The sequence below is a fragment of the Acinetobacter sp. CIP 102637 genome, from assembly GCF_000368425.1.
Classification (GTDB): Bacteria; Pseudomonadota; Gammaproteobacteria; order Pseudomonadales; family Moraxellaceae; genus Acinetobacter; species Acinetobacter parvus.
Window position 1 is genome coordinate 1,687,065 of record NZ_KB849435.1, and the last position, 16,410, is coordinate 1,703,474.

Consider the following 16,410-nt stretch of genomic DNA (forward strand, 5'->3'; position numbering starts at 1 on the left):
ATAACAATATGGTTAATCAATAAATTTGTCTGACTGAATATTTAACTCAATGTCCCAATGCTTGAATTGCACCTGCTCATCATGCAGGTCTGCAACCAGTAAAGGCCATTGTTTAGCATCGCCAGAAACGCTGAGTTGCCATTGTTGATCATTTACCACACTCAGTTCAATGGCAGGAAGCATCTGATCACTGCGACTATGGTTCAGCAAAACTGCGAGGCGAAGCAACAGGCAAAGATAAAGTAAATGACTGCCGCCCACCTTTAACACATCATTCTTGGCATCGGCACGCAGTTTACGCCGATGGTGCGAAACCAAATGTGAAAGATGGTTTTGATCAATCTGTGAGAAGCCTGGAATATCTGAATGCTGCAACAAATAGGCACCATGACGATGATAGCCACCATGGCTAATCGCCAAACCAATTTCATGTAAATAGGCGGCACGACGCAGTAAGTCACTGTCTTCTGTGGTTAAATGCAACGCTCCAGCCACACCATCAAACAATTGCTGGGCAGTATTCACCACACGTTCAGCCTGCTTTGGATCGGCGTTATAGCGCCCCATCAAGGCCTGTACACTGCGGTCACGAATGTCTTCATGCTTGAAACGACCCAACAGGTCATACATCACGCCTTCACGCAATGCACCATCGGAATATGCCAACTTATCAATATTCAAAACGTCAAAAATTGCATACAAAATTGCCATACCTGCTGGCAAAACTGCTCGGCGGTCTTCACGCAGTCCTTCAAAATCAATTTCAGAAACATGCTTAAATTTAAGCAGGCGATCCTTTAGCTTAGAAAGTCCTTCATGTGTTAGGTTTTCCTGTTCATCACTCAGCCCCAAATTGACTGCAATCTGACGGCATGCCTTGATGGTTCCACTCGAACCAACCACCGTATCCCAGCCTTCAGTCTTATAGGTATTGGCTATCGCAGACATTTCCTTGCGTGCCGCAACTACCGCCTTATCAAAGGCCTTGGTGGAAATCTCACCATCAGGGAAATATGCCTTACTATAAGCCACACAGCCCATTTGCAAAGATTCAGTGTGTAGTGGCTCGAACTCCTCACCAATAATAAATTCGGTTGAACCACCACCAATATCGACCACCAAACGTCGTCCGCCATTGGCCATGGTATGTGAGACACCAAGATAAATCAGGCGGGCCTCTTCACGGCCTGCAATGATTTCAATGGGTTTTGGCAAGATTTCCGCAGCTTTCTGGATAAACTCATGGCCATTTTTTGCCTGTCTCAGCGCATTGGTCGCCACAATTCTTAAACGGTTGGGTGGCACAGAACTTAAACGCCCTACAAAACGAGCCAAACAGGCTAGTCCACGCTGTTGCGCAGCTTCAGTTAAATTTTTATTTTCATCCAGCCCAGCTGCTAATTGTACTTTTTCTGACATTGAAGCAACTTTTTTCACTTCACCATGATCAACACGAGCGATTGCCAAATGGAAACTATTTGAACCCATGTCAATCGCGGCAAGTAATTCTTCATCAATCAGAAAATCAGACATTATTTATATAAACCCATACACCATTCAGGCATTAGAGTAATTCACACGCCAATAATTTTAAAGTCATTTTCAGCAATAAAATTCGCGTATTTTCACTTTTATCAAGTAAATGATTGTATAAGTCGATGGTCAACATCGTGAGCATCCATTAGACTTTTTATTTTCAAACTTGAATAATCAGAACAAACCCTTACATTGAGTAAAGTAGCAATGTAATATTCATCGTGATGATGATCAAATTCGCACTTTATTCCTTAAATTTGGAGCAACCTCATGTCTGCGACTATTGTTAATACAACTGATGAAAACTTCCAAGCAGATGTTTTAGATGCTGAAACTCCTGTACTCGTTGACTTCTGGGCTGGCTGGTGTGCGCCTTGTAAAGCCATTGCACCTGTACTTGAAGACTTGTCAAATGAATATGCAGGCAAGGTGAAAATCGTTAAGGTTGACGTGACTGCATGTGAAGACACTGCTGTGAAATACAACATCCGTAATATTCCAGCATTATTGATGTTTAAAAATGGTGAAGTTGTGGCACAACAGGTTGGCGCAGCGCCGCGTTCAAAACTTGCAGCATTTATTGATCAGAACATCTAATTGCTGGATGTAGCTGCCAATTAAAAGAAATACACTATTACAGATAGTGTATTTCTTCGTAAAAATTGACAAATTCCCTGATTTCTCCTATATTACTGGATCAAGAAGCCCTGAATGGTATCTACTTCATTACGCTTCTTACAAAACACAAAACATAAGATCGCCGCTCGGCAATAAACAATTGTTTTCACATTTCTCTCTGAAACAATGAACTAAGCTACTGAATCGTGGTTGTGTATCTACAATTACATCAGCGTCTATGTATGCGGTCGATTTTTTATTCTTTTCCCAACATTATCCTCCACTTATTCCATTCTGTCTGACCACTTATGAACTTAACTGAACTCAAGAAAAAACCCATTGGCGAACTCATTAAGATTGCGGATTTTATGGGCCTTGAAGGCATGGCACGTAACCGTAAACAAGATATTATTTTTGCCATTTTAAAGCGCCATGCCATGAATGGCGAAGAAATCTTTGGTGATGGTGTTCTCGAAATTCTCTCTGATGGTTTTGGTTTCCTACGATCGGCTGCTGGTTCATATTTGGCAGGACCAGATGACATTTATGTCAGCCCATCCCAGATTCGCCGTTTCAACCTGCGTACAGGTGACACCATTACAGGTACAATTCGTCCACCAAAAGAGGGTGAGCGTTATTTTGCACTGTTAAAAGTGAATCAAATCAACTATGACACGCCTGAAAACTCACGTAATAAAATTTTATTTGAAAACCTGACGCCATTGTTCCCAACAGAACAGCTGGTGATGGAACTTGGCAATGGCACAACTGAAGACCTAACCGCACGTGTGGTTGATCTGGTTGCACCGATTGGTAAAGGTCAGCGTTCAATTATTGTGGCACCACCGAAAGCGGGTAAAACCATGTTGTTGCAAAATATCGCCCAGTCGATTGTACGCAACAACCCTGAAGTATTTTTGATTGTACTTTTAATTGACGAACGTCCTGAAGAAGTTACTGAGATGGAACGTACTGTTCGTGGTGAAGTGGTTGCATCAACCTTTGATGAAGCGCCTGCCCGCCACGTTCAGGTTGCTGAAATGGTGATTGAGAAAGCCAAACGTCTGGTTGAGCACAAGAAAGATGTTGTGATTCTGCTTGACTCCATTACCCGTCTTGCACGTGCCTACAACACCGTGATTCCATCATCAGGCAAGGTACTTACAGGTGGTGTGGATGCCCATGCCCTTGAACGTCCGAAACGTTTCTTTGGTGCGGCACGTAATATTGAAGAAGGTGGCTCATTGACCATCATCTCAACTGCCCTGATTGAAACAGGCAGTAAAATGGATGATGTCATCTATGAAGAGTTTAAGGGTACAGGCAACCAGGAAATTACACTGGATCGCCGTATTGCCGAGAAACGCGTGTTCCCTGCCATGAACATCAAGAAATCAGGCACTCGCCGTGAAGAACGCCTCATGGATGAAGATAATCTACGCAAGGTCTGGATTCTGCGCAAACTCCTCCATCCTATGGATGAGCTGGCGGCAATGGAATTCTTACTGGATCGTATGAAAGAAACCAAGACCAATGATGATTTCTTTGACCAGATGAAGCGTAAAGCGGCAAACTAACCACGGTACCTCATTAAAAAAGCCACTTTTTATGGTGGCTTTTTTAATTCGGTTGACACCGTTACATATTATTTACACATTATTTAAAACTCGCACATAAAAGTTAACTTATTGTTTTTTAAAACAATGAATAAAATTTAAAGACCTAAAACAAAAAATATCCGATTTAAAATTACTTTCTCATAGTTATTTTCTATCAAAAATTAGCCAATTTTTGTCATTTTTTGTCGTTTTGTTGGACAGGGCTGTAGTAATTCATGATTTGCTTTGATAGGATAGCAGCAGACCAGTTAGGCTGCTCCCTGCGTTGTTACCTAAAGCGTTTAGGAATAATAAAAGCACATACAGACTAACCCAGGTTTTTTTTAATCTCACAATTTTATGAGAGTGATGCCATGTTATTCAAGAAATTTGCTGTTGCTGCTGCTATTGCCACTACTTTAGCTTTCGTTGGTTGCTCTAAGAAAGAAGAAGCTGCTGACGCTGCTGCTGACGCTAACGCTGCTGCTGCTGAAGCTGTTGTAGCTGCATCTGAAGCTGAAGCTGCTGCTGACGCTGTAGAAGTTGCTTCTGGCGCTGAAGCTGCTGTAGACGCTGCTGCTGATGCTGCTGACACTGCTGCTGCTGCTGCTACTGACGCTGCTGCTGCTGCTACTGACGCTGCTGAAGTTGCTGTAGACGCTGCTGCTGAAGCTTCTGCTGCACACTAATCTACTTTTAGATTATTCAAAAAAGAGAACCGTTTGGTTCTCTTTTTTTATGCCTCATTTTTATTAAGTTCAAAAATTAAAAATAAGAACATAAAAAAGCAGATCAATCGATCTGCTCATTTCCAACACGCTGTCTAAATTTCTGGCCCGCCCTAAACGTAACCACTCGACGGGCAGAAATCGGAATTTCCTCACCTGTTTTTGGATTACGTCCAGGACGTTCGCGCTTGTCACGCAACTCAAAATTACCGAAACCTGAAAGTTTGACTTGCTCACCCGCAATCAATGCCTGGCTGATTTCGTCAAAAAATAACTCAACCATCTGTTTTGCTTCACGGCGATTTAAACTCGTAAGCTCACTTAAATGGTCCGCCATCTCTGCTTTTGTTAATGCTGTCATGAGGCCCTCAATGTCGCTTGGTAAGTGTCTTCCAACACTTGAATAATATTATCCATACCAGATTTAATTTCAGCATCTTCAAGGGTACGTGCTGGATGTTGCCACAACACTGCAAAAGCTAAAGAGCGCTTGCCTTGTTCAACCCCTTGCCCCGTATACACATCGAACAACCATGTTGAGTCGAGTAGATCCCCACCTGTTTGCTCAATTAACCGCTGAATATCTCTAACCTCAATATTATCAGAGATTAAAAGCGCAATATCACGTCTAACCGATGGAAAACGTGATAATTCTGTAAAATTAGATACATAAGATTGCAAAACAGCCTGCTGATCCAGTTCTGCCACCCATGTTGTGCTTAAATCCAGCTCATTTTCTAGTGAGGGGTGCAAACGGCCTAAATAACCAATCGACTGTCCATTTACCATAATTTCAGCAGACTGCCCAGGATGTAACCATGCACGTTCAGTACGGACAAACTCCGCCTTTACACGTCCAGCAGCCAGAATTTCTTCCACCTCTCCCTTGAAATCGAAGAAATCCATTGCCTGTGGCTTTGCATGCCAGGATTCAGGTGTACGCGACCCCACAGCAATCACGGCCAGAGTCGGAACCTGTTTCAGGTCATGAATACTTTGCGCATCCTGATAATCAAAACGCAAGCCCAGTTCAAAGAAACGAATACGCTGCTGTTGACGGTTTAGATTGTACTGGACACAAGGAATCAAGCTGGATAATAGAGTACTACGCATTGCCGCCAAATCACTGGAAATTGGGTTGGTAAGCATTAATGGCTGTACATTTGGATTCAGTTGCTTTTCAAGCTTTGCATCGGCAAAGCTAAAGCTAATCGCCTCTTGATACCCCAAAGTTGCAATGGTCTGGCGCAGTTGAGCAATTTCAAAACGGTCTTGATATTTCTCTAGTTTCACATCAATTTTTGGCAAGCTGACCTGAATGTTGTCATAGCCGTGGATACGTGCAACCTCTTCAATCAGGTCCTGATAAATAGCCATATCATAGCGATGTGATGGTGGAACTACGCTCCACTCACCTTCGGCTTTAGTTTCCACCACACAGCCCAAACGTGCTAACGCATCGGCAATAAAATCACCCACCACTTGATATCCAAGTAACTGATCAACCTGTGCCTGTTTCAATACAATTGCTTCACGTTTTGGCAATAAGCTCGTTTGTTCAGCCACTGTAATTGGACCAAAATCACCGCCAGCAAAGGCTTGAATCAGTTCAGAGGCACGGTGCATGGCGATCATCGGCAACTCAAAATCAACACCGCGTTCATAACGTTGCGATGAATCGGTATGTAAACCAAAACGACGAGCGCGACCAGCAATGGCTAAAGGCGCAAAGAATGCACTTTCAAGGAAGATGTCTTGTGTCTCATCGGTCACTGATGAATCCAAACCACCCATGATTCCTGCAATTGCCAATGCTTTCTGATCATCTGCAATGACCATGATGTCATCTTGCAATTCAACTTCTTGATCATTCAACAAGGTTAATTTTTCTTGTGGCTCTGCCTGGCGAACTTGAATTGAACCCTCGATTTTTGCCAGGTCAAAGGCATGCATTGGCTGGCCCAACTCAAGTAATACATAGTTGGTAATATCCACTAAAATACTATGGGTACGGATGCCTGAACGTGCCAGTGCCTGCTCCATCCAATCAGGTGTAACCGCCTTAACATTGACATTTTTAATGATACGACCTAAATAACGTGGCGTACCTTCTGTGCTGATGTTGACCACTTTCTCATCAGAAATATTTGCTGCAATTGCCTGAATCTTCGGCTCATTCACTTCAAGCTGGTTAATGACTGCGATTTCACGGGCAATCCCACGAATACTAAAGCAGTCACCACGGTTTGGCGTGATACTGATGTCAATCACATTGTCATCAAGTTTTAAATATTCACGAATATTGATTCCCACTGGTGCATCAGCAGGTAACTCCAACAAACCATCAATTTTGTCTTCTAAATCAATTTCAGAAGCACCACAGAGCATCCCTTGTGATTCAACACCACGCAGCTTGCCTTTTTTAATTTTGAAATCGCCTGGTAATACCGCACCGATCGTTGCAACAGGTGCTTTCATGCCCACACGGACATTTGGCGCACCACAGACAATCTGCAATGGTTCACCTGAACCAATGTTCACGGTTGTCACACGTAAACGGTCTGCATCTGGATGTTGTTCAACCGTAAGGACTTCACCAACAACCACACCAGTAAACGGTTTTGCAACAGGCACTAACTCATCAACTTCCAAACCTAACATGGTCAATTGATCAGACAATCTATTGCTATCAATGGCTGGATTCACCCAGCTGCGCAACCAATTTTCACTAATTTTCATTTGTATAAACCTTCTTTAATCCTGAAAAACTGTTTAGGCAAATTGGCGTAAGAAACGCACGTCATTTTGGTAGAACATACGCAAATCATTGATGCCATAACGCAACATTGCAAAACGCTCTACCCCTAGACCAAAGGCAAAGCCTTTGTATTGATCAGGATCAATTCCTGCAGCACGCAATACATTTGGATGCACCATGCCACAGCCTAAAACTTCTAACCAACGACCACGCTCATCCATGATATCCACTTCTGCACTTGGCTCTGTAAATGGAAAGTAAGATGGACGGAAACGTACTTTTAAATCTTTTTCAAAGAACTCATTGAGTAGGTTAATCAATAAACCTTTTAACTCAGCAAAGCTGGTATTTTCAGCAACGTACAGACCTTCGATCTGATGGAACATTGGCGAATGGGTTTGATCCGAGTCACAACGATATACACGACCAGGACACACGATACGAATTGGCGGCTGACTGGTTTCCATAGTTCGAATTTGCACGCCCGAAGTATGGGTACGCAGTAAATGCGTTGCATCAAAGTAGAACGTGTCGTGCATGGCACGGGCTGGGTGATGTCCTGGAATATTTAAGGCTTCAAAGTTGTGATAATCATCTTCAACTTCAGGACCATAAGCGATCTGGAAACCCGCCTTGGTAAAGAACTGGCAAATACGCTCTTGTACTTGAGTAACAGGATGAATACTTCCCATGCGCTGCCCGCGGCCCGGTAAAGTAATATCAATGGTTTCACTTGCTAATTTTTTTGCAAGTTCAGCTTGTTGTAATGTCTGTTGACGCTCAGTCAAAGCTACATTGATCGCTTCACGCACAGCATGAATCGCAGCACCTTGTACTTTTCGCTCTTCAGGATCCATTTTTCCAAGTGCTTTCGACTGTTCTGCGAGCTGGCTTTTCTTCCCTGTAAATTGCACACGAACTTGATCGAGTGCAGCAAGGTCTTGAGCCGCTGCAATAGCAGCAAGCGCTTCAGTGGTCAGGGCTTCCAGTGACATAGTAACTCTCAAAGCAACAAATTATAGAAATATAATAAAACGCTATAGTTTATCAGCTTTTTACCAGTTTGATGAAAATAAACAGCGGTTTAAACAGCGTACTTTTGAAAATATAGATGCAAAAATAAAACAACAAGATACCTAAGCAGATCAACTAAAATTTCCGAAAAATTACTCAACAATTGAATAAAATGTATAAGATACCAATATCGTCAATGAGAAAGAATAACGATGGCGCTTGATCAAATTTGGAAACAACAGCTTACCCTAGTGACTTATGGCAATGAATTTCTTGCAGGAAATCTCAATTTTAGCCGTTGGGTCGAACATCCTATTTTTGATCACCAGTGCCTGACTTTCCGTGACCTGTTATCACAACGTTTACTGGCACAGCACTTCCAGATTTGGCTGGAGGGACTGAAAAAACAGGGCGTTACCAAACTCAGTCTACACTTATCCACTTTATTGAATGAAGAGCAAAACCCAAACCCGAATGTTGAGCTACTTCCCTTTGCACACTTTATGGTTAGCCATCAAGCCAATAAAAAAACTGCATGGATTTGTGGACAGGAACTGGCTGAATGGTATAACAGTGACAATGCGTTTGAAGTGCCTGTTTCACAGAAAATCACATTGGGACAGCAAACCTTTTGGGGTTATGAACTGAATGACAAACTTGTCAAAAAAATAAATGCTGATTTACAAAATGTAAACTGGAATGATGTCGTAGTTTTTCTGGAACATGAGCTTTTTGACAGTAAATATGCCCAGCATTTCCCTGAACCAGAACAGCAAGACTTTCCATTTTATGGCTATAAGGTTGATCCCACCCATCTTTCAAGCCAGCAGCTTGCATTGATTCCAACAGATTATCCAGCGGATTGTGCCCATCGTTTATTACATCGCACTCAGGCCTTAGCCGACTATCTGGAAGAAAAAAGACGCCATCCCTATCATGATTCAGGTGAGCTGATTGACCCTGAGGAGCAGATCAATTTACGCAACTTTGCCCAGAAAACCGATGACTTATTTGCCAAGCTGATTGTCAAAACAGCTAACCATTACCAAACTGCACAGATCACTGCTGAACCTGAAATCATCGACAGAACTATGGAAACATCACAGCATTTTAATCAGGCTCACCAGCATAAGGTTGGAACATCTGGTGTGATTAAGTTGATTATTCTCACGGTGATTATCTGTATCTGTGCTTACTATTTTGGGCTGTAACTATAAGCAATAAAACAACCTGCCTACACGCAATCTGGTTTTTCTTTTATTGATCAGAAAGTTGGTTTAATTTTTATAATCACCTTATGCCCGCCATCATGCTGATTGACAATGTGATGTACATTTTCAATTTCACCCTCAACTTCAGCATCTGGCCCATAAAAAATTCGGATGGTTTCACCCTTTCTCGGCAAAATAGTCAGTTCTGTTTCAAATGCACCTTGCTGCAATCCCTCTACACTCACTAGCATATCTTTAACCCTATCCTGTTTTCTTTTACTGTAAAAAGATTCAAGGGTAAATGTCCAATCAAACGTGTTAGGGTTGTGTAAGCTCTATTTATATTTAATCTCTGTTTATTCTTTAAATTTAATCATCTAAAAATAAAAAAGACCGCTAAAAAGCGGCCTTCTTTGAATCTCTAAGCTTATGCAGCTAATGCACCTTTGGCTTTTTCAGCCAAAGCAGCAAATGCAACCGCATCATGCATAGCGATGTCAGCTAATACGCGACGGTCGATGATCACTTGAGCTTTTTTCAAACCATCGATCATACGGCTGTAAGACAAACCGTTAAGACGAGCACCAGCATTGATACGCGCAATCCATAAAGCACGGAATTGACGTTTCTTTTGACGGCGGTCACGGTAAGCGTATTGGCCAGCTTTGATTACCGCCTGGAACGCTACGCGATAAACGCGTGAACGAGCACCATAGTAACCTTTAGCGCGAGCAAGAATTTTTTTGTGACGGCGATGAGCCTGTACACCACGTTTTACACGAGCCATTTATAATCTCCTTAGATGTATGGGCACATAGCACGAACTGATGCAACGTCACTTACGTGAACCATTACACAACCGCGCAATTGACGGATACGCTTAGCAGATTTTTTGGTCAAAATGTGGCGCTTGAATGCTTGTTTGCGCTTGAAACCGTTTGCAGTCGCTTTAAAGCGTTTAGCTGCACCACGGCGAGTTTTTAACTTAGCCATAGTAACCTCTTTTGGGCACCTGTTCGGCTCGTTTGCACTATTGCAAATCGACCTGCAGGTAAGGAGTGCAGTATCATATAGCATCTACGCATAAAACAAAAGCAAAATGCTTATTTTTTGATAATACCTTATCCATTTTTTCCAAACGTTATTTTCCATAACTAATTCTCAAATTATGAGAAAAATCCACAAAATCAGCGCCTATAATAGAATCAAATTATTAAATCTTTATTCTTATGAATATTCAGAATGATGCATTCGCCGCGTTACGGTATCGAGATTTCTCTATTGTGACCTTGAATCAATTTTGCTTAACACTGGCAATTTTAATTCAGGAAATTATTGTTGCTTATTCACTCTATCAAATCACTCGTGATCCCCTAACCTTAGGTTTTATTGGTCTGGCTGAAGCAATCCCATTCATTACCCTGTCTTTATGGGGCGGTTATTTCGCTGATAAATTGAATAAACAGACCATCATGAAAGTGTGTTTATTCTTTGCGATTCCCCTCCCTTTGGCTCTTTGGGGACTTTTCCATTTACATGGTTTAGATAAAATTGGCATTACAACATTGTCTTGGGGCATTTATGCAGTCATTTTTGCTCTGGGAACCATTCGCGGTTTCTATAATCCCTCTGCCACTTCATTAAAACCTTTCCTGATCCCCCGTGAGCTTTATGCCAATGGTGCGACATGGACCACGATTGGCTGGCAAAGTGGTGTCATTATCGGGCCAATGTTGGGTGGCTTTATGTTGGCATTTCTGGGACGTGAAACGAGCCTTTTTGCAGTATCAGCATTATTGGCGATTTGCTTTATTTTGATTAATTGCTTACAGAAACGAACATTCCCAAAAATGGAAACTGAGAATGTCTTACAAAGCCTGACCGATGGTTTTCGCTTTATTTGGAAAACCAAAATTGTTTTATGGGCAATCTCACTAGACTTGGTATCGGTACTCTTTGGTGGTGTGATTGCTCTGTTGCCCATTTTTGCTGAAGAAATTCTAAAAGTAGGCCCTGAGGGCTTAGGCTATTTAAGAGCAGCCCCCTCTATCGGCGCACTGATTACTATGATTGTCCTGACCAAGTTCCCACCTATGCATCATGCTTGGCGTAACATGCTACTAGCTGTTGCTGGCTTTGGTGTATTTACGATCCTATTTGCATTCTCAAACAATATGTGGCTATCCCTGTTTGCTCTCGCAATGACGGGTGCCTGTGATAGTATTTCGGTTGTTGTTCGTCAAACTGTGCTACAAATTTTCCCGCCTGAAAATATGCGCGGTCGAGTGGCTGCGGTAAATGGAATGTTCGTTTCATCGAGTAATGAACTCGGGGCTTTTGAATCAGGTCTGGCAGCCAAATACCTCGGAACAATCACTGCAACCATTTTTGGTGGCTGTATGACGCTTGCGGTTGTGACCTATTGCTGGTTTAAAACCAGCGATTTATTTAAAGTCGATATTACTAAAGGTACTGATCATTAAAGGTGTTTTAGGGAAAGTGAAACTTTCCCTTTTTTCAAAAAACTCCAAGATATAACACATACAATGTTAAATAACGCCCACCTTTGGCAATGGTGACAATCAATAAAAATCGCCAAAAATTTTCTTTCATTAAACCTGCAATGAGTGTGATGGGATCACCAATGATGGGGGTCCAACTCAATAATAAAGAATAAAAACCATATTGATGATACATCTGTTGCGCCTGCCCTAAACGTTTTTCCGAAACAGGAAACCATTTTTTATCCTTGAAATGCTCAATTTTCAGTCCTAACCACCAGTTCACACATGAACCCAAGACATTTCCAATAGTTGCAACCAAGATCAGATAAAGAGGATTGGAAAGCCCTTGTATCAATAAGGTTATTAATACGGCTTCCGACTGTAAAGGTAATAATGTCGCAGCCCCAAAAGCAGATATGAACAACAACCAATAACTCATGAGGCCTAAACTATATTGATATTCGAGGAAATTACACTTTGATCGACAATGCTTTCTGTATCGCAGGACGGGCGGTTAAACGTTCAATATAGTCTTGCACATAAGGATAATCTTCCAGTTGAATCCCTTGCCATTCATGGCGCAATACCCAAGGCAAGATTGCCATATCCGCAATTGAATACTCACCCGCCACGAACTTCTGACCAATCAATTGCTTATTTAAAACAGTGTAAAGACGCTTAGTCTCATTGATATAACGATCAATTGCATAAGGAATACGTTCAGGTGCAAATTTATTAAAATGATGATTTTGCCCCAGCATTGGACCAAATCCACCCATTTGCCACATTAACCATTGCTCTACTTCAACTCGCTCTTGTTCATCCGTAGGATAGAATAATCCAGTCTTCCGACCTAAATATTGTAGGATTGCACCTGATTCAAATACAGAAATCGGTTCACCTCGTGGTCCATTTTGATCAACAATCGCAGGAATTTTATTATTTGGCGAAATACGTAAAAAATCAGGTTGAAATTGGTCATTTTCCAAAATATTAATTGGAAAAATTTGATAATCCAAGCCCATTTCCTCAAGTGCAATGGTTATTTTATGTCCATTGGGTGTTCCCCAATAATAAAGATCAATCATTTTAAAATTATTCTCCATACAGCGTAGATGGTGGCTCTTTACACACCTTAATAGATTTAAAAAGAAACAACAAGTTCTGTAAATTAAAAATAATTTTTATAATTATCAAATATATATAAAATTTATTTAAAAAAATAGATCTTTAACTTGAATTTTTTAAACTCAAACACATATTAATTATTGTGTTAGAAATGACGATTTTTAACATTCTGTCGATGTTTATACATGGCAGGTTTAAGCTTTATCTTCTTATTTTTAAAACTTTGCTGACCTCAGGAGGTTCTAATCATGAGTAATCTAAATCTTCATCCTTTATTTCGTCGTAGCATTGGATTTGATCGTTTAAATGATTTTATTGACTACGCCATGCAAAGTGATGCACCCAATTATCCTCCATATAACATAGAGAAAGCTGGTGAAAACCGTTATCGCATTGTGGTGGCTACCGCAGGTTTTAGCCTAGAGGAATTAGGACTAAGTCTAGAAAATCAGCTTCTTACCATTTCAGGTAAACCTGAGGTTGTTCAGAAAGAAACAACTGAATATCTGCATAAAGGAATCGCGCGTCGTGCCTTTAAATTGTCTCTACGCTTAGATGAACATATTGAAGTTCAACAAGCTGATTATGAGAATGGTTTATTGATCATTGACTTAGAACGAATCATACCAGAAGAGAAACTTCCACGCGAAATCCCAATTGGTAAGAAAAAACTTTTACTTGATCAGCCTAATTCTACAGAAAAAACTGTAAGTACTGAGTAATTATGCTTTAAATCAAAAAAGCCCTGCTATTCGAGCAGGGCTTTTTTGATGATTGGATGATTACTTTTTCTTTTTCGGGCCAATTAACATGCCCATTTGACGACCTTCCATCTTCGGCGCTTGTTCAACTACGCCAAAGTCAGCAACGTCTGCTTCAATTTTTTGTAATTGAGCCAAACCAAGCTGTTGATGTGCCATCTCACGACCACGGAATCGTAAAGTGATTTTTACCTTATTTCCTTCTTCAAGGAAACGTAAAATTGCACGCAATTTAATTTGGTAATCACCTACATCCGTTGCAGGACGTAACTTAATTTCTTTCACTTGCACTTGATGCTGTTTTTTCTTCGCATCTTTTTGCTTTTGCTTTAAGTCAAATAAGTGCTTGTTGTAGTCCATGATTTTACAAACAGGCGGTTCTGCATTAGCAACAATCTCAACAAGGTCAAGATTAGCTTCTTCAGCAGCACGTAATGCTTCAGTTAATGAAACAACACCTTTTTGTTCTCCATCTGCAGCAACGAGGCGTACTTCTTTCGCACGGATCTCTTCATTAATTGCAGGACGGTTACTTTTAGCACCTTGTTGCTGGTTACGGTCAGGCTGTTTAATCTTTATTACTCCACAATGTACCGGCCGCGTTCGGCAACGGCAGATTTCACTAGGTCAATAAATGCATCTACTGACATAGTACCTAAATTTTTTCCTGAGCGAGTACGCACATTAACAGTACCTTCTTCAACTTCTCGATCACCAAGAACCAGAAGGTAAGGAATACGCTCTAGGGTACGCTCACGAATCTTAAATCCGATTTTTTCATTTCTCAAGTCAGAAATAGCACGAAGACCATTTTCTTTGAGTTTTGCAACCACTTTTTCACACGCTTCTGCTTGTGAATCAGTAATATTCATAACACACGCTTGAATTGGTGTTAACCAAGGTGGCATAAAGCCCGCATAGTGTTCAATTAGTATACCAATAAAACGCTCAAAACTACCAAGAATTGCACGATGAAGCATGACTGGTTGATCACGATCATTGTCTTCAGTGACATAAGACGCATCTAAACGGATTGGTAAGTTGAAGTCACATTGAATTGTACCGCACTGCCAGATACGGCCTAAGCAATCTTTCAATGAAAATTCAATCTTCGGACCATAGAATGCCCCTTCACCAGGTTGCAAGTCCCAAGCCAAGCCAGCATCATCCAAAGCATCTGCTAAAGATTTTTCTGCTAAATCCCAAAGTGCATCATCACCGACACGCTTTTCAGGACGTGTTGAAAGTTTCATTTGCACTTCTTCAAAGCCGAAGTCTTTATAAACATCTAAAGTCAGTTTAATAAAGTCTGCAACCTCTTTACCAATTTGCTCTTTGGTACAGAAAATATGTGCATCATCTTGGGTAAAGCCACGAACACGCATAATCCCGTGTAATGAACCAGATGGTTCGTTACGATGACATGAACCAAACTCGGCCAAACGAATTGGCAAATCACGATAAGATTTCAAGCCTTGGTTAAACACTTGTACGTGACAAGGACAGTTCATTGGCTTAACAGCATAGTTACGACTCTCTGAATGAGTCGTAAACATGTTGTCCGCATAGTTGGCCGCATGGCCTGATTTTTCCCACAAAGTGAAATCTACGATTTGTGGTGTTTTAATCTCAAGGTAGCCATTGTCCTGCTGAACTTTACGCATGTATTGTTCAAGCACTTGGTAAATCGTCCAACCATTTGGATGCCAGAACACCATACCTGGTGCTTCTTCTTGCATATGGAATAAATCTAAAGCTTTACCAATTTTACGATGGTCACGCTTTTCAGCTTCTTCAATACGTTTGATATAAGCTGCTAACTGTTTTTTATCGGCCCAAGCCGTACCATAAATACGTTGAAGCTGTTCATTCTTGGCATCACCACGCCAGTATGCACCAGAGATTTTAGTGAGTTTGAATGATTTTAAAAATTTAGTGTTCGGTACGTGCGGACCACGGCACATATCCAAATAATCTTGATGGTAGTACAAGCCCATTTGTGTTTCATTCGGCATGTCTGCAATCAAGCGTAATTTGTATTCTTCACCGCGTGCTGTAAATTCTGCAATCACTTCATCACGTGGTGTCATTTTTTTGATGACATCATAGTCTTGATCGATGAGCTTTTTCATACGCTCTTCGATCGCCGCCATATCATCTAAAGTAAATGGGCGTGGCATCCAGATATCGTAATAGAAACCCTCTTCAATGACTGGGCCGATAACCATTTTCGCCTCAGGGAACAATTGCTTAACCGCATGTCCTACCAAGTGCGCACATGAGTGACGAATGATCTCTAGACCTTCTTCATCTTTCGGGGTAATAATCTGAACTGTCGCATCTTCTGTGATTAAATCACAAGCATCCACCAAACGATCATTGATACGGCCAGCAACTGTATTTTTTGCAAGACCTGGACCAATGCTTTGAGCAAGTTCCATCACGGAAATCGGATGATCAAACTGTTTCTGATCACCATTTGGTAAAGTAATGATTGGCATAATAAAATCCTTAAGGAGTGATGCCCTATACGAAGGAGCATATCACCGCGAGA

Annotated in this window: 17 protein-coding genes; 6 read left to right on the plus strand and 11 right to left on the minus strand. The window is 41.3% G+C overall.

Features of this window, described 5'->3' with window-relative positions; all coding sequences use genetic code 11:
* Positions 1-12: 12 nt before the first annotated feature.
* Positions 13-1,533, minus strand: coding sequence for an exopolyphosphatase (gene ppx / locus F967_RS11110; protein WP_004683034.1), 1,521 nt, complete (start codon positions 1,531-1,533; stop codon positions 13-15).
* A 273-nt stretch (positions 1,534-1,806) separates the two neighbouring features.
* Between ppx and trxA the strand changes: the two genes are divergently transcribed.
* The 3 genes from trxA to F967_RS11125 all read left to right on the plus strand — a co-directional run bounded on the left by trxA (position 1,807) and on the right by F967_RS11125 (position 4,441).
* Positions 1,807-2,133, plus strand: a complete 327-nt coding sequence (gene trxA, locus F967_RS11115; RefSeq protein WP_004675702.1) for a thioredoxin — start codon at positions 1,807-1,809, stop codon at positions 2,131-2,133.
* Between the two features lie 329 nt (positions 2,134-2,462).
* On the plus strand, positions 2,463-3,731 hold the full coding sequence (rho, locus tag F967_RS11120) for a transcription termination factor Rho (RefSeq protein ID WP_004675700.1): 1,269 nt from the start codon (positions 2,463-2,465) through the stop codon (positions 3,729-3,731).
* Between the two features lie 395 nt (positions 3,732-4,126).
* A complete protein-coding gene (locus F967_RS11125; RefSeq protein WP_004799924.1) occupies positions 4,127-4,441 on the plus strand; it encodes a hypothetical protein in 315 nt (104 codons plus the stop codon).
* A gap of 103 nt (positions 4,442-4,544) precedes the next feature.
* Here the strand turns inward: F967_RS11125 and F967_RS11130 are convergent, their stop codons facing one another.
* From F967_RS11130 to pheS, 3 genes are read right to left on the minus strand one after another with little or no spacing between them, the layout of a single operon-like run.
* Complete coding sequence (locus F967_RS11130; RefSeq protein ID WP_004664224.1) at positions 4,545-4,841, minus strand: integration host factor subunit alpha; 297 nt, start codon at positions 4,839-4,841, stop codon at positions 4,545-4,547.
* Complete coding sequence (gene pheT / locus F967_RS11135) at positions 4,838-7,219, minus strand: phenylalanine--tRNA ligase subunit beta (RefSeq protein WP_004799926.1); 2,382 nt, start codon at positions 7,217-7,219, stop codon at positions 4,838-4,840. The genes F967_RS11130 and pheT overlap by 4 nt, the downstream gene beginning before the upstream one ends.
* A 33-nt stretch (positions 7,220-7,252) precedes the next feature.
* The gene (pheS, locus tag F967_RS11140; RefSeq protein ID WP_004675691.1) at positions 7,253-8,233 is read right to left on the minus strand and encodes a phenylalanine--tRNA ligase subunit alpha; all 981 of its coding nucleotides are present in this window, start codon (positions 8,231-8,233) and stop codon (positions 7,253-7,255) included.
* Positions 8,234-8,464: 231 nt separating this feature from the next.
* Between pheS and F967_RS11145 the strand changes: the two genes are divergently transcribed.
* Complete coding sequence (locus F967_RS11145) at positions 8,465-9,463, plus strand: hypothetical protein (RefSeq protein ID WP_004799928.1); 999 nt, start codon at positions 8,465-8,467, stop codon at positions 9,461-9,463.
* 53 nt (positions 9,464-9,516) lie between these two features.
* On the opposite strand, the gene F967_RS11150 is transcribed toward F967_RS11145, so the two are convergent.
* The 3 genes from F967_RS11150 to rpmI form a co-directional block, all read right to left on the minus strand.
* Positions 9,517-9,714: a hypothetical protein gene (locus tag F967_RS11150; protein ID WP_004761977.1), complete on the minus strand. Its 198-nt coding sequence runs from the start codon at positions 9,712-9,714 to the stop codon at positions 9,517-9,519.
* Positions 9,715-9,890: 176 nt separating this feature from the next.
* Entirely contained in the window at positions 9,891-10,250 is a 360-nt protein-coding gene (rplT, locus tag F967_RS11155; protein WP_004675688.1) for a 50S ribosomal protein L20, read from the minus strand.
* An 11-nt stretch (positions 10,251-10,261) separates the two neighbouring features.
* Positions 10,262-10,456: a 50S ribosomal protein L35 gene (rpmI, locus tag F967_RS11160; protein ID WP_004637967.1), complete on the minus strand. Its 195-nt coding sequence runs from the start codon at positions 10,454-10,456 to the stop codon at positions 10,262-10,264.
* Positions 10,457-10,692: 236 nt separating this feature from the next.
* On the opposite strand from rpmI, the gene F967_RS11165 reads away from it, so the two are divergent.
* Entirely contained in the window at positions 10,693-11,946 is a 1,254-nt protein-coding gene (locus F967_RS11165) for an MFS transporter (RefSeq protein WP_004799931.1), read from the plus strand.
* 34 nt (positions 11,947-11,980) lie between these two features.
* Here F967_RS11165 and F967_RS11170 read toward each other — a convergent pair whose 3' ends face one another.
* Both F967_RS11170 and F967_RS11175 read right to left on the minus strand, forming a co-directional pair.
* Complete coding sequence (locus tag F967_RS11170; protein WP_004799933.1) at positions 11,981-12,406, minus strand: YqaA family protein; 426 nt, start codon at positions 12,404-12,406, stop codon at positions 11,981-11,983.
* A 31-nt stretch (positions 12,407-12,437) separates the two neighbouring features.
* Positions 12,438-13,055, minus strand: coding sequence for a glutathione S-transferase N-terminal domain-containing protein (locus F967_RS11175; protein ID WP_004799935.1), 618 nt, complete (start codon positions 13,053-13,055; stop codon positions 12,438-12,440).
* A gap of 288 nt (positions 13,056-13,343) precedes the next feature.
* On the opposite strand from F967_RS11175, the gene F967_RS11180 reads away from it, so the two are divergent.
* Positions 13,344-13,817, plus strand: coding sequence for an Hsp20 family protein (locus F967_RS11180; RefSeq protein ID WP_004683043.1), 474 nt, complete (start codon positions 13,344-13,346; stop codon positions 13,815-13,817).
* 60 nt (positions 13,818-13,877) lie between these two features.
* Here the strand turns inward: F967_RS11180 and infC are convergent, their stop codons facing one another.
* Both infC and thrS read right to left on the minus strand, forming a co-directional pair.
* On the minus strand, positions 13,878-14,429 hold the full coding sequence (gene infC, locus F967_RS13950; RefSeq protein WP_081398901.1) for a translation initiation factor IF-3: 552 nt from the start codon (positions 14,427-14,429) through the stop codon (positions 13,878-13,880).
* Between the two features lie 5 nt (positions 14,430-14,434).
* Positions 14,435-16,357, minus strand: a complete 1,923-nt coding sequence (gene thrS / locus F967_RS11190; RefSeq protein WP_004799936.1) for a threonine--tRNA ligase — start codon at positions 16,355-16,357, stop codon at positions 14,435-14,437.
* Positions 16,358-16,410 lie beyond the last annotated feature (53 nt).

Excerpts from the sequence above, each read along its gene's own strand:
- ppx (WP_004683034.1), bottom strand. The coding sequence starts at position 1,533 with ATGTCTGATTTTCTGATTGATGAAGAATTACTTGCCGCGATTGACATG.
- trxA (WP_004675702.1), top strand. The coding sequence starts at position 1,807 with ATGTCTGCGACTATTGTTAATACAACTGATGAAAACTTCCAAGCAGAT.
- rho (WP_004675700.1), top strand. The coding sequence starts at position 2,463 with ATGAACTTAACTGAACTCAAGAAAAAACCCATTGGCGAACTCATTAAG.
- F967_RS11125 (WP_004799924.1), top strand. The coding sequence starts at position 4,127 with ATGTTATTCAAGAAATTTGCTGTTGCTGCTGCTATTGCCACTACTTTA.
- F967_RS11130 (WP_004664224.1), bottom strand. The coding sequence starts at position 4,841 with ATGACAGCATTAACAAAAGCAGAGATGGCGGACCATTTAAGTGAGCTT.
- pheT (WP_004799926.1), bottom strand. The coding sequence starts at position 7,219 with ATGAAAATTAGTGAAAATTGGTTGCGCAGCTGGGTGAATCCAGCCATT.
- pheS (WP_004675691.1), bottom strand. The coding sequence starts at position 8,233 with ATGTCACTGGAAGCCCTGACCACTGAAGCGCTTGCTGCTATTGCAGCG.
- F967_RS11145 (WP_004799928.1), top strand. The coding sequence starts at position 8,465 with ATGGCGCTTGATCAAATTTGGAAACAACAGCTTACCCTAGTGACTTAT.
- F967_RS11150 (WP_004761977.1), bottom strand. The coding sequence starts at position 9,714 with ATGCTAGTGAGTGTAGAGGGATTGCAGCAAGGTGCATTTGAAACAGAA.
- rplT (WP_004675688.1), bottom strand. The coding sequence starts at position 10,250 with ATGGCTCGTGTAAAACGTGGTGTACAGGCTCATCGCCGTCACAAAAAA.
- rpmI (WP_004637967.1), bottom strand. The coding sequence starts at position 10,456 with ATGGCTAAGTTAAAAACTCGCCGTGGTGCAGCTAAACGCTTTAAAGCG.
- F967_RS11165 (WP_004799931.1), top strand. The coding sequence starts at position 10,693 with ATGAATATTCAGAATGATGCATTCGCCGCGTTACGGTATCGAGATTTC.
- F967_RS11170 (WP_004799933.1), bottom strand. The coding sequence starts at position 12,406 with ATGAGTTATTGGTTGTTGTTCATATCTGCTTTTGGGGCTGCGACATTA.
- F967_RS11175 (WP_004799935.1), bottom strand. The coding sequence starts at position 13,055 with ATGATTGATCTTTATTATTGGGGAACACCCAATGGACATAAAATAACC.
- F967_RS11180 (WP_004683043.1), top strand. The coding sequence starts at position 13,344 with ATGAGTAATCTAAATCTTCATCCTTTATTTCGTCGTAGCATTGGATTT.
- thrS (WP_004799936.1), bottom strand. The coding sequence starts at position 16,357 with ATGCCAATCATTACTTTACCAAATGGTGATCAGAAACAGTTTGATCAT.